This is a genomic window from Pseudarthrobacter oxydans (assembly GCF_013314975.1).
GTDB lineage: Bacteria > Actinomycetota > Actinomycetes > Actinomycetales > Micrococcaceae > Arthrobacter > Arthrobacter oxydans.
This window is the reverse complement of record NZ_JABTYH010000018.1, coordinates 1-12464: the sequence shown is the minus strand read 5'-3', so window position 1 is coordinate 12464 and position 12464 is coordinate 1. Positions and strand designations below refer to the sequence as shown.

Here is a 12464-nt window from a genome sequence, read left to right as displayed (position 1 = left end):
TACCGGCGCGCGCCAGCCCGTACTGGACAGCGGATGACGCCCCGCCCCGGTTCTGCAAGGCTGGGGCGTGGTGGGCCGCCCCGGCTGACCAGGCCCGAAAGGAACATCCCCATGCCCTGGCTCGATCTGCTCGGCAACGACATCCACTACACGGACTCCGGCCGCGGCCGGCCGGTGGTGCTGCTGCACGGCCATGCCTCGGCCGCGGCGTGCTGGGAACCGATCATCCAGGACCTCGAGCGGGACTTCCGGGTGCTGGCGTACGACACCTACGATCACGGCTGGTCGTCGAACTCCCCGCGGCAGGGACCCCTGGTTGACCGGGCTGCGGAGCTGGAGCACTTCATAGGTTCCCTGGGCCTGGACGACCCGGTCATTGTGGGGCAGTCCATGGGTGGCATGACCACGCTCCGCTGGGCGGTCCGCCACCCCGGCAGCGCGGCTGCCCTGGTGGTCTGCGGGATGGGCTGGCCCCTGGTGGTGCCGCCTCCCGGGCAGGCGGGCACGCCGGAAAAGTTCCAGGTGTTCAGCTCCCTCGACCAGGACGAGCGGATCTGGCTTGGCGTGGGAAACTCCTTCACGGAGCAGTGGATCGAGGACAACCCGAAGGACTTTGCCCGCTATATCAGGGTCCGATCAACCGCCACAGCCATTGAAGCGGCCAGGTACCCGCGCAGCCTCGAACAGAGCCAGGGGGAGTTCCTCAGCGCTGACCCACGGGACGTCGAAGCCTTCCAGCAGGGACTGGAATCAGTAACCAGCCCGCTGGTGGTGCTGATCGGGGAGGAAGAAAGGCCGCGGATCCGCCGCGGGGCGGAGCACGTTGCCGCCACGGTGCCCGGCGCCCGTCTCCTGGTTGTCGGGGACGCCGGCCACAATGCCTACTTCCAGCGCCAGGACATCCTGGTGGACGCTGTCCGCAGCACGGTTTCCACCACCCGGGGCCGCCGGCGGGGCTGATGACGCCGCTCCCACGTGTAGTCCAGGGCGCCCGGAATGCCGCCCTCTTCGCCAAGGCTGTCACCGCGCGCAAAACCTGACCACAGTGCACGCAGTTCCCGTCCCACGGCGTCCACGTCCTCCCAGCCGGCCCCGGCAACCAGTCCTGCTCCCTCCCACGTGCTCCGCTTTCCGAAGAGCAGCGGCAGGTCGATTGTGTGCGCGGCGCCGAGGACGTTCCCGGGGGCATGCCAGTGCAGCACGTAACGGTGGGCGCTGCCGCCGGCCAGGACGTGCCGGCGGGCGAACTTACGGGCTGCCCGGCCATAAACAGTCTCCGTGACCACCCAGTTGATGGCCCGGAGGAGGGTGTGGCCGGCGACGGGAACACGGTCCAGGCGGCTGAGGTAGGGGCTGCGGGGAAGGAACAGCCTCGCCTCCTCGGAGGTGTGGCCTATCAGGATCTCGACGCCGGGCGCAGAGCGGTTCCAGGCGGCCTCGATCCCGGTTTCCTCCGGCAGGGGCGCGTGACCGTACTGGGTGCCGAACGGCATCGCAGCCAGCATCCCGAACTTCCGCGCCACCTGCGCCACGTGGTCCTCCCGTTCCACCACTTCCATGGCGGGAGTCTCCTCGGTGACGGCCTCGGCGGCGATGCCCATGGCGTGGTTCATCCTGGCCCGCCCGCGCGAAATGCCCAAGGGGGCGCTTTGGATAATGGCGCGCTGGAACAGTGCCGGGGCTTCGGGCGTCGCCATCAAGTGGGCGATCGCGTCACCGCCTGCGGACTGGCCGAAGGCCGTGACCCGGCGGGGATCGCCGCCGAATGCGGCGATGTTGCGCTGCACCCAGCGGAAGGCTTCGAGCTGGTCCAGCAGGCCCAGGTTGGCAGGCCGGCCCGAGCGGGTTGCCAGGAAGCCGAACAGCCCCAGCCGGTAGGTCACCGAGACCACCACCACGCGGTTCTCGGCCACCAGCACCGCCGGGTCGAAGATGGCGAGGTCGCCCGATCCGGTGGTGTAGGAACCGCCGTGGATCCACACCATCACGGGCAGCCGCGCGCCTTCCGGGCTGGACAGGTCCACGTCCGGGGGCATGGTGATGGACAGGTTCTGGCAGTCCTCGCTCCCGGGCAGTTCGCCGTACCGGGTGCCCAGGATGTCGTCCAGGAAGGGCACGGGCCCTTGCGGGCAGGCGGGAGCAGGGGAGGTTGCGGCATACGGCCGGGTCCAGTCGGGGGCCGGAGCAGGCGGCTGGAAACGTCCGGCGGTGGCGTACGGGATCCCGGTGGCGCGGAGGACGTCGCCGTCCCGCCATCCTGTAACGGGACCGCAGGGGGGACTAAACAGGGGCTCGGAACTCACAGGGCAACGATTCCACAAATTCCTGGGAGTTTTTGCCCAGATATGCAGGCTTTGAAGGCGTTGAAGCCTGCATATCTGGACAAAAGTTCCGGGGATGACGACGGCGGGTGGTGCGGTTCCTGAAGAACCGCACCACCCGCCGTCGGGCGTCAGCTGGCGCCCTCACCGGGAGACGGTGACGGTGGGTGGGCCCACGCCGGCAGGGTTCCCTGACCGAGCGAAGCGAGGTAAGGGAGACGGTGGGGACTAGTGGCCCGTGGGCACGTATCGCTTGATGGAGGCTTCGAGCTCGGCTTCGGCGGCGGCGCGGTCGCCCCAGCCCTCGGCCTTGACCCACTTGCCCGGCTCCAGGTCCTTGTAACGGGTGAAGAAGTGCTCGATTTCCTTGATCAGGAAGTCGCTGACGTCGGTGACTTCCTGGATGTGGTCAAAGCGGGCATCCACGGGGACGCAGAGGATCTTGGCATCTCCGCCGCCGTCGTCGGTCATGTTGAACACGCCGATGGGGCGGGACTCAACGATGACGCCGGGGTGCAGGTCGAAGTCCTGGAGCAGCACCAGTGCGTCCAACGGGTCGCCGTCTTCACCGAGGGTGTTCTCGAAGTATCCGTAGTGCGTGGGGTACTGCATGGAGGTGAAGAGGACGCGGTCCAGGCGGACGCGGCCGGTCTCGTGGTCGACTTCGTACTTGACGCGCGATCCCTTGGGGATCTCGATGGTCACGTCATGCTTCATGGAATGCTCCTCGGCAAGTCAGGGGGTTCGCGGCACTTCTGACGGGCAACAAAAAGGACTGTCAGTGCCGCCGACTATTATCGAGGATATAGCGAGAGGCCCTGGAATCAGGAACTTGTGGGGAAATTTCAGGACTTGAGGACCGGCACGGGCATGACCAAAACACGCAGTAGGGATCAGGGGCTTGGCCGTGCCCGGCAGGCGGCGGGGAACGGCTCCGGTGGCGTGCGGAGGTCCTGGCCGCTGGTCCTGCTCTCAGCGCTTCTGGTGGCGCTCGCCGTCCCGGCAGCACTGCTGGTCGCGCCGGGCTTCCTGGGTCCGGAACCACCAGCCCCCGCTCCGCCTGCGCCCGCCTGGCAGCAGGTTCCAACCGCGCTTTCTCCCGTGCCGGGGCTCGCCCCGCCGGACGGCTCCGCTCCCGTCCCGCTCCCGTCCGCCGTCAGTGCCCAGCTGGAACCGCTGCTGACGGCCGATGGCGGCGGAACCTTCACCGCCGTGGTGCAGGATGCGCTCACCGGCCAGGTCCTGTATGACCGCGGCGGTTCCGAAGGCCGGGTGCCGGCGTCCAACATGAAGCTGCTGGCGGCGGTCGCTGCCCTGCGGGTCCTGGGCCCGGAGCACACGTTCGCCACCCGGGTTGTCGCCGGGCCGGCGCCTGGCCAGGTGGTGCTGGTTGGCGGCGGCGACGTCCTTCTTGGACCCGGCGGGTCCAAGAAGGACCAGGTGATGGGCCACGCAGGCCTGGCAACGCTGGCCGCCCAGGCCGTGGAGGCGCTGCAAACGGGCGGCGCCACAGGGGAGATCAAGGTCCTGGTGGATGATTCCCTCTTCTCCGGCCCAGCCCTGAACCCGGCGTGGGAACCAGGGGACGTGGCTGCCGGTGAAGTCGCTCCCGTATATTCCATGGCATTAAATTCCGCCCGCTACGATCCTGCCGTTACAACCGGACCGCGCCCGCAGGACGCGGCAATGACGGCAGCTGAGGAATTCGCCGCCGGGCTGCGCAGCGCAGGCGCGGCCGCGGGACTCACCGTGGCAGCCGCCGTCGAACGCCTGCCCCAGCCGGCAGCCGGCACAACGGCGCCGGCACGCCCGGAGGGGGAGGGGACCAGCCAGCCTGTCGTGCTGGGCGAAGTCCAGTCCGCCACCGTTGCGGAGCAGGTGAACCTGATGCTCCAGGACTCGGACAACTACCTGGCGGAGGCATTGGGCCGGCTGACAGCGCTGGCCGACGGGCTGCCGGGCAGCTACGACGGCGCCACGGCAGCGGTGGGCGCGCAGCTTGCCGCTGCCGGACTGGCTGCGGAGGGGATGAAACTGGTGGACGTGTGCGGCCTGGCCATGGGCAACCAGGTCCCGGCCCGGCAGTTTTCCGAGGTGGTGCGGGCCATCACGTCCGGAACGGACACCAGGCTCCGGTCGGCGCTGGACGGCTTCCCGGTGGCCGGCCTCTCCGGAACCCTGGACACCCGGTACGGCGATGCCGCCACCGCCCGGGGTGCGGGCCTGGTGCGCGCCAAGACGGGCACCCTAAACACAGTGCTGGCACTGAGCGGCTACGTGGTGGACGCGGACGGCCGGCTCCTGGCCTTTTCCTTCATCGGAAACGGGCTGACCCCCGGTGCCGCGGGGAACAAGGAGGCGCTGGACCGCGCCGCCACCGCGCTGGCCGCTTGCGGCTGCCGCTGAGCTTCGGGCCAGGGCGGACCCCGCCACACTGCCTGCCAGCCCTGCCACCTGAGCGGCCCCTCCCCGCCTGAACGCTGCTGGCCAACCCTTCAGGCGGTCCAGGGCCGTTCCTGGCGGACCGGATGCCTCCGGATGCCCCCGGAAGGTTCGCCGGTGAGCGAACTTAAGGACTATCCCCAGCCTGCTGTGTTCTGATGGGAACCATGGAGCCCACCGCACGTGAGTCGTCAGCCCAGACGTTGTCCGCCACGGCACAGTCCCTGATCAACTGGGACCTCGCCGCCTCCACCGCCGCGCGCCTGGTCCCGGCCGGGCCTGTGCTGGACCAGGCCGCCATCAGCGAGGCCGTGGGCAGCCTGCGGCGCCTGGCGGACGTGTCCGTTGACCATGTCCATGAGATCACCGGGCTGGAAGCCGCGCGCGACCTCCGCGACTCCTCCGTGCTGGTGGTGGACCGCGCCTCCTGGGCCAAGGCCAACACGCAGAGCTTCGCCGTGATGCTCAAACCCGCCATGGAAAAGATGCTGGAAAACAGGCAGGGCACGCTGAGCCCGGGCGCCGCCAGCGTCAGCGGGGCCATCACCGGAAGCCAGCTCGGCGCCGTCCTGGCTTTCCTCGCCAGCAAGGTCCTTGGCCAGTACGATCCCTTCGCCGCCCTCGCCGAAGGCTCCACCGCGCCTCCGGCCGGCAGGCTCCTGCTCGTGGCCCCGAACATTGTGGCCGTGGAACGCGAACTCAACGTCACCCCGGAGGATTTCCGGCTCTGGGTGTGCCTGCACGAACAGACCCACCGCGTGCAGTTTGCCGCCGCACCGTGGCTCCGGCACCACATGCTGGAGCAGATCGACGAACTCAGCGTGCACCTGCTGGGCAACGTCGATTCCCTCATGGAGCGTGCCACCGCTGCTGCCCGTTCGTTGAAGGACCGTACCGCCTCGGGGAACACTCCCGGCCGGGGCGCCATCCTGGACCTCCTCCAGGACCCGGATGAGAAGGCCGCCATCTCGCACCTCACCGCTGTGATGAGCCTCCTGGAAGGCCACGCCAACGTGGTGATGGACGCCGTGGACGCCAGCATCATCCCGTCCGTGAAGACCATCCGCCAGAGGTTCAACGACCGCGGCAAGGACCGCGGCGTGATCGAAAAGTTCATCCGCAGCCTCCTGGGCCTGGACGCGAAGATGCGCCAGTATTCGGACGGCGCCAGGTTCGTCCGCGCCGTGGTGGACGCCGCCGGCATGGAAGGCTTCAACAGGGTCTGGGAGTCTGCGGACCACCTGCCCACCGAACCCGAGATCCACGACGCCAAGCTGTGGCTTGAGCGGATGGGACTCTGATTGCCGCGCAGCCAGCCTGAAGCCGCTTCCAACGCCGAAGCCACCGCCGGGGGCCGTACTGGGGGCACCGCCGCGGGCGCCATGAGCGGCGGTTTCAGCAGTGGACGACGACGGCCCGGCAGGCTGGCGCCCGTCGTCGGCACAGCGCGCAAGGCGCTGGGGGACGCCCTCGCCCGGGCCGGCTATCCGCGGCACATCCTGGTTGCCTGCAGCGGCGGCCCGGACTCCCTGGCCCTGGCAGCCGTGGCAGCGTACTTTGCCCGGCGCGGGCATGTGGACGGCCACCCGGTGACGGTCGGGGCGGCCGTGGTTGACCACCAGTTGCAGGAAGGGTCCGCGCAGGTCGCCGCCAGGACCGCGGAAATGCTGCAGGAGCTGGGCCTGTCCCCAGTGGAAATCCGGACCGTAACGGTGGACGGCACCGGCATGGGCCCCGAGGCCGCTGCCCGGGAGGCCCGGCACGCCGCACTGGAAGCGGCAGCGGCAAGCCAGGGAGCGGCGGCAATCCTGCTGGGCCACACCCTGGACGACCAGGCCGAGCAGGTGCTCCTGGGCCTGGCGCGCGGCTCCGGCACGCGCTCGCTGGCAGGCATGAGGCCGGCGAGGGGTGCCCTGCTGCGGCCGTTCCTGGGGCTTCGCCGGGCGGACACTGAAGAGATCTGCGAGGTGGAGGAACTCGAGCCGTGGCACGACCCCACCAACTCGGACCCGTCCTATGCCCGGTCCCGGACGCGCGTGGAGGTCCTGCCGCGCCTGGAGGAAAAACTCGGACCCGGCGTCGCGGAATCCCTTGCCCGCACAGCCTCCATCCTGCAGCTCGACGCCGACTACCTCGAGGATGTGGCCGAAGCCACCTTCGCGTCGCTCGTGGAGCGGAACGGTCCGGAGGTGAGCCTTCCGGAGGAGGCGTTGCGCGCCCTGCCCGCTGCCATCAGGTACCGCGTGATCGCCAAGGCCGCGGCCGACGTCGGCGGGCAGCAGCCCAGCTACCAGCGCCTTCTGGCGGCGGAGGCGCTGCTGCGGCGGCACGGCTCGGCCGGGCCCGTGGAACTCCCCGGCGGAGTGAGCGCCTACCGCCTGTCCCTCGCGCAGCTGGCCGGCGCGGAACCCGCGGACAGCCCGGCTGCCGGCGGTAAAGGCAAACCCGTTCCCCGCGAAGCCGCACGCTGTGGGAAGCTAGTACTCCGGCCTCAAAAGCCCCCCGCAAAATAGTCGCACCCCCGCATCTACACAGGAGCCATTGGTGGATTCAAACGACGTCCAGGCAGACCTCAAGCACGTTCTCTACACCAAGGAACAGATCCAGCAGCGGATCACCGAACTCGCGGCCCAGATCGACAAGGACTACGAGGGCCGCGAAATCCTCATCGTGGGCGTGCTCAAAGGCGCGGTGATGGTCATGGCTGACCTGGCCCGGGCGCTGCACAGCCACATTTCCATGGACTGGATGGCTGTGTCCTCCTACGGCTCCGGCACCCAGTCCTCCGGGGTTGTCCGCATCCTGAAGGACCTGGACACGGACCTCATGGGCAAGGACGTCCTGATCGTCGAGGACATCATCGACTCCGGCCTCACCCTCTCCTGGCTGAAGACCAACCTGGAATCGCGCGGCACGGCATCCGTGGAGATCTGCACCGCCTTCCGCAAGCCCACCGCCGCCAAGGTGGAGATCGACGTCAAGTACGTCGGCTACGACATCCCCAACGAATTCGTGGTCGGCTACGGCCTGGACTACGCCGAGAAGTACCGCAACCTGGACTTCGTGGGCACCCTGGCGCCGCACGTTTACGAGTAGGCCTCCCGCCCGGACCGCCGTCCGCGCCGCCGTCGGCATTGACCTGCAGAACCCCGCCCCTGACCAGGCCCGCCGCCGTCCTGGCGGCGCTACGCCCACAGGGAACTTTTGCCGTTCATCATGCGTGATCTACTCCGGACGGTGTATAGCTAGAAGCTGACGCAGCACCATCACGCGCGCAGACTACTCGCCGTGAAGCACTACCAGAAGGGACGGGGCCAGCCCCCGAACAGATGAAAGCTAAGAACTTCTTCAAAGGCCCGGGCATCTGGATCGTCGTCGTGGTCGGTCTGCTCCTGGTGGCCTTTGCAACGCTTGCCCCCGGTGGTGCGGCACGGATCGACACGGACAAGGGCCTTGAACTGCTCTCCGGGGACCAGGTGGAGCAGGCCAAGATCTTCGACGGCGAAAACCGCGTTGACCTGACTTTGAAGGACAACCTGCAGCTTGACGGGCAGGACAAGGGCAAGAGCGTCCAGTTCTTCTTCGTGGACGCCCGCGCCGAGGACGTAGTCAAGGCCGTCACCGATGCCAGGCCGGCCCAGGGCTACACGGACCAGCCGATTGAGAGCAACTGGTTCTCCGGCCTGCTCTCCCTGCTGATTCCCGTCATCCTCCTGGGCGCCCTTTTCTGGTTCCTCATGACCCGCATGCAGGGCGGCGGCTCCAAGATCATGCAGTTCGGCAAGTCCAAGGCCAAGATGGTCAGCAAGGACATGCCGCAGGTGACCTTCGCCGACGTCGCCGGATCCGACGAAGCCGTCGAAGAGCTCCAGGAGATCAAGGAATTCCTCCAGGAACCCGCCAAGTTCCAGGCCGTCGGCGCCAAGATCCCCAAGGGCGTGCTGCTGTACGGCCCTCCGGGTACCGGTAAGACCCTCCTGGCCCGTGCCGTCGCAGGCGAGGCCGGCGTTCCCTTCTTCTCCATTTCCGGCTCCGACTTCGTGGAAATGTTCGTGGGTGTGGGTGCCTCACGCGTCCGCGACCTGTTCGAGCAGGCCAAGGCCAACTCCCCGGCCATCATTTTCGTGGACGAGATCGACGCCGTTGGCCGCCACCGCGGTGCCGGCATCGGCGGCGGCAACGACGAACGCGAGCAGACCCTCAACCAGCTCCTGGTTGAGATGGACGGCTTCGACGTCAAGACCAACGTCATCCTCATCGCCGCCACCAACCGCCCGGACGTGCTGGACCCTGCGCTGCTCCGCCCCGGACGTTTCGACCGTCAGATCGGCGTGGAAGCACCGGACCTGATCGGCCGCGACCAGATCCTGCAGGTCCATTCGAAGGGCAAGCCGATGGCGCCCGGAGTGGACCTCAAGGCAGTGGCCAAGAAGACCCCCGGGTACACCGGCGCGGACCTGGCCAACGTCCTGAACGAGGCAGCGCTGCTCACCGCACGCTCCAACGCCAACCTCATCGACGACCGCGCCCTGGATGAGGCCATTGACCGTGTCATGGCCGGCCCCCAGAAGCGCAGCCGCGTGATGAAGGAGCACGAGCGCAAGATCACCGCCTACCACGAAGGCGGCCACGCCCTGGTGGCGGCAGCGCTGCGGAACTCCGCCCCGGTCACCAAGATCACCATCCTGCCCCGCGGCCGCGCCCTGGGCTACACCATGGTGGTCCCGGACAACGACAAGTATTCGGTGACCCGCAACGAACTGCTGGACCAGATGGCCTACGCCATGGGCGGCCGCGTTGCAGAAGAAATCGTGTTCCACGACCCGTCAACCGGCGCGTCCAACGACATCGAAAAGGCCACCGGCACCGCACGCAAGATGGTCACCGAGTACGGCATGAGTGAGCGCGTCGGCGCCGTGCGGCTGGGCCAGGGCGGCGGCGAGCCCTTCCTGGGCCGCGACGCCGGGCACGAGCGGAACTACTCTGACCAGATCGCCTACGTGGTGGACGAGGAAGTGCGCCGGCTCATCGACCAGGCCCACGACGAGGCCTACGCCATCCTCACCGAAAACCGCGACGTCCTGGACCGCCTGGCCCTCGAGCTGCTGGAACGCGAAACCCTGAACCAGGCCGAGATCGCCGACATCTTCCGCGACATCCGCAAACGGGATTTCCGCGAAGTGTGGCTGTCCAAGGAGTCCCGTCCGGTCCAGATGGCGGGTCCGGTGGAGTCCCGCCAGGAGAGGGCGGAACGCGAGGCCCAGGAGGAGGCGAAGCAGGCGCGGCTGGATGAGCCGCTCGACGCCCAGCCGCCGCACCCGCAGGGTGTTCCGGAGGATGCTCCGTTCCAGGGCGGCGTCACCGACGCGGGCCCTGACACCCTTCGCGGCTAAGCTTTCTACGTGACCCACTTCGACGACGACGACGTTCCCGCCTCCGCCGGATACCCGGCGGAGGGCGGCGCCCACCACTCAAAGCACCAGAAGGTGGACCGGCCCCGGATAGAGGCGGCCGTCCGTGAGATTCTCCTTGCCATCGGAGAGGACCCGGACCGCGGCGGCCTCATCGACACCCCCAAGCGCGTGGCCAAGGCCTACGCCGAGGTGTTTGCCGGGCTGCACCACGACCCCGCGGACGTCCTGTCCACCACTTTCGACCTTGACCATGAGGAACTCGTCCTGGTCAAGGACATCCCGTTCTATTCCACCTGCGAGCACCACCTGGTGCCGTTCCACGGGGTGGCCCACGTGGGCTACATCCCGTCGCACGAGGGCAAGGTGACGGGCTTGAGCAAGCTGGCCCGGCTCGTGGACATCTACGCCCGCCGCCCGCAGGTGCAGGAGCGGCTCACCACTGAGATCGTCGAGGCGATGGTCCGCTACCTCAAACCCCGTGGCGCCATCGTCGTTGTTGAATGCGAACACATGTGCATGTCAATGCGCGGTATCCGCAAGCCCGGAGCGAAGACCGTCACCAGCGCGGTCCGCGGGCAGCTTCATGACCCGGCCACCCGTGCCGAAGCCATGAGCCTCATCCTCGGAAGGTAAACCTCAGACCATGGACTCACTAGCTGCAGCGCCGGGAACCGGCCCCGCAACGTCCCCCCTGCCCATCCTTCGCAAACCGCGGCCGGCGGCCCGGTTCGAAGACCTGCCTACGGACCGCACACTGGTCATGGGCATCCTGAACGTCACCCCGGATTCGTTCAGCGACGGCGGCCGCCACGCCACCGCGGACACCGCCATCGCGGCGGGGCTCCGCATGTTCTACGCCGGTGCGGACATCATTGACGTCGGCGGCGAATCCACCCGGCCCGGTGCCGAGGACGTCAGTCCGGAGGAAGAACAGCAGCGCGTCATCCCCGTCATCCAGGCACTGGTGAAGGCCGGGGCGCTCGTCAGCATCGACACCACGCATGCCTCCACCGCCGCCGCCGCGGTGGAAGCCGGCGCTGCCATTGTCAATGACATCTCAGGCCTCAGCATCGAACCGGAAATGGCGGAGTTCGTGGCGGCCGCCAAGGTTCCGTACATCCTCACCCACCGCCGCGGGGACGCGCGCACCATGAATTCGCTGGCCGACTACAAGGACGTGGCGGGGGAAGTGGTGGCCGAACTCGCAGGCGTCCGGGACAAGCTGTACGCCGCCGGCGTCACCGCGGAAAAGATCATAGTGGACCCGGGCCTGGGGTTCGCCAAGAACGACGCCCAGAACTGGGAGCTCCTGCAGAACCTGGACCAGCTGGACAGCCTGGGCCACCGCGTCCTGGTGGGGGCCTCACGCAAGCGGTTCCTCGGAACCCTGCTCACAGTGGCCGGCAAGGCTGCCGCCCCGGAGGAGCGCGACGGCGCCACCGCTGCCATTACCGCCATCAGCGCCTACCGCGGCGCCTGGGCCGTCCGCGTGCACGACGTCGGCCCCAGCCTTGACGCCGTCAAGGTTGCCGCGCGCATGGCCGCACCCCGCGCCGACAGCTAAGCCGCGCGCCATGGACAGGATTACGCTGAGCGGGGTGACCGCCGTCGGCTATCACGGCGTGTTTGATTTTGAACGCCGCGAGGGCCAGCCTTTTGTTGTGGACGCAGTGCTGTACCTGGATTTCGCCAAGGCTGCGGAGTCCGACGACGTCCGGGACACCGCGCACTACGGCGAGGTGGCGCAGCGTATTACCGAGTGGATCTCCGGCGAGCCGCTGAACCTGATCGAAGCCCTGGCAGTGCGGATCGCTGACGGCCTGCTGTCCGAGTTCCGGCTGGAGGCCGTGGACATCACCGTCCACAAGCCGCAGGCGCCCATCGAGGTTCCCTTCGGTGACGTGGCGGTCAGCGTCCACCGCGCCCGGCCCGTTGGGGAAGAACGCGACGGGGAAAACCGCGCCGGGGACAAGCAAGCCCAGGGGGAGGGGCCATGAACAGCGGCTATACCAAGGCGGTCCTGGCGCTCGGCAGCAACCTCGGTGAGCGCAACGACACCCTGTCCGAGGCTGTGGCCGACCTCGTTGATCCGCCGGAGGTGCGGTTGCTCGCCGTCTCGCCGGTTGTGCAGACGAGGGCGGTGGGCGGTCCCCCCAACCAGCCGGACTTCCTCAACATGGTGATCACCGTGGAAACCAGCCTGGCCCCGCACGAGCTGCTGGAACACTGCCAGGCCGTGGAGAACAAGCACCACCGCGTGCGGGAGGTGCGCTGGGGTCCGCGGACG

12 protein-coding genes are annotated in these 12464 nt (G+C 68.3%); 10 read left to right on the top strand and 2 right to left on the bottom strand.

Annotated features, from left to right (window positions below):
* Positions 1 to 111 precede the first annotated feature (111 nt).
* Positions 112 to 960 carry an alpha/beta fold hydrolase gene (locus tag HTS88_RS12825; protein WP_174178937.1) on the top strand — a complete coding sequence of 283 codons (849 nt, stop codon included), beginning with the start codon at positions 112 to 114 and terminating at the stop codon, positions 958 to 960.
* Here HTS88_RS12825 and HTS88_RS12820 read toward each other — a convergent pair.
* Together HTS88_RS12820 and HTS88_RS12815 are read right to left on the bottom strand one after the other, a co-directional pair.
* Entirely contained in the window at positions 882 to 2303 is a 1422-nt protein-coding gene (locus tag HTS88_RS12820; RefSeq protein WP_343044955.1) for a carboxylesterase family protein, read from the bottom strand. The two genes, HTS88_RS12825 and HTS88_RS12820, sit on opposite strands and share 79 nt — an antisense overlap.
* A gap of 246 nt (positions 2304 to 2549) precedes the next feature.
* Positions 2550 to 3038, bottom strand: a complete 489-nt coding sequence (locus HTS88_RS12815) for an inorganic diphosphatase (RefSeq protein ID WP_104185712.1) — start codon at positions 3036 to 3038, stop codon at positions 2550 to 2552.
* Between the two features lie 153 nt (positions 3039 to 3191).
* On the opposite strand from HTS88_RS12815, the gene dacB reads away from it, so the two are divergent.
* The 9 genes from dacB to folK form a co-directional block, all read left to right on the top strand.
* Positions 3192 to 4727, top strand: a complete 1536-nt coding sequence (gene dacB / locus HTS88_RS12810; RefSeq protein ID WP_174178935.1) for a D-alanyl-D-alanine carboxypeptidase/D-alanyl-D-alanine endopeptidase — start codon at positions 3192 to 3194, stop codon at positions 4725 to 4727.
* A gap of 203 nt (positions 4728 to 4930) precedes the next feature.
* Positions 4931 to 6064, top strand: coding sequence for a zinc-dependent metalloprotease (locus HTS88_RS12805; protein WP_174179052.1), 1134 nt, complete (start codon positions 4931 to 4933; stop codon positions 6062 to 6064).
* A 156-nt stretch (positions 6065 to 6220) separates the two neighbouring features.
* Positions 6221 to 7276, top strand: coding sequence for a tRNA lysidine(34) synthetase TilS (tilS, locus tag HTS88_RS12800; RefSeq protein WP_246256285.1), 1056 nt, complete (start codon positions 6221 to 6223; stop codon positions 7274 to 7276).
* A gap of 31 nt (positions 7277 to 7307) precedes the next feature.
* The gene (hpt, locus tag HTS88_RS12795) at positions 7308 to 7859 is read left to right on the top strand and encodes a hypoxanthine phosphoribosyltransferase (protein WP_041651844.1); all 552 of its coding nucleotides are present in this window, start codon (positions 7308 to 7310) and stop codon (positions 7857 to 7859) included.
* A 233-nt stretch (positions 7860 to 8092) separates the two neighbouring features.
* Positions 8093 to 10156, top strand: a complete 2064-nt coding sequence (gene ftsH / locus HTS88_RS12790) for an ATP-dependent zinc metalloprotease FtsH (RefSeq protein WP_174178933.1) — start codon at positions 8093 to 8095, stop codon at positions 10154 to 10156.
* A 9-nt stretch (positions 10157 to 10165) separates the two neighbouring features.
* Positions 10166 to 10810 (top strand): GTP cyclohydrolase I FolE, encoded by a 645-nt coding sequence (gene folE / locus HTS88_RS12785; RefSeq protein ID WP_174178931.1) that lies wholly within the window; start codon positions 10166 to 10168, stop codon positions 10808 to 10810.
* Between the two features lie 10 nt (positions 10811 to 10820).
* Entirely contained in the window at positions 10821 to 11741 is a 921-nt protein-coding gene (gene folP / locus HTS88_RS12780) for a dihydropteroate synthase (protein WP_174178929.1), read from the top strand.
* Positions 11742 to 11751: 10 nt separating this feature from the next.
* Positions 11752 to 12174, top strand: coding sequence for a dihydroneopterin aldolase (gene folB / locus HTS88_RS12775; protein ID WP_174178927.1), 423 nt, complete (start codon positions 11752 to 11754; stop codon positions 12172 to 12174).
* A partial coding sequence (gene folK / locus HTS88_RS12770; RefSeq protein ID WP_174178925.1) for a 2-amino-4-hydroxy-6-hydroxymethyldihydropteridine diphosphokinase occupies positions 12171 to 12464 on the top strand: 294 nt, incomplete at its 3' end. The genes folB and folK, both read left to right, overlap by 4 nt.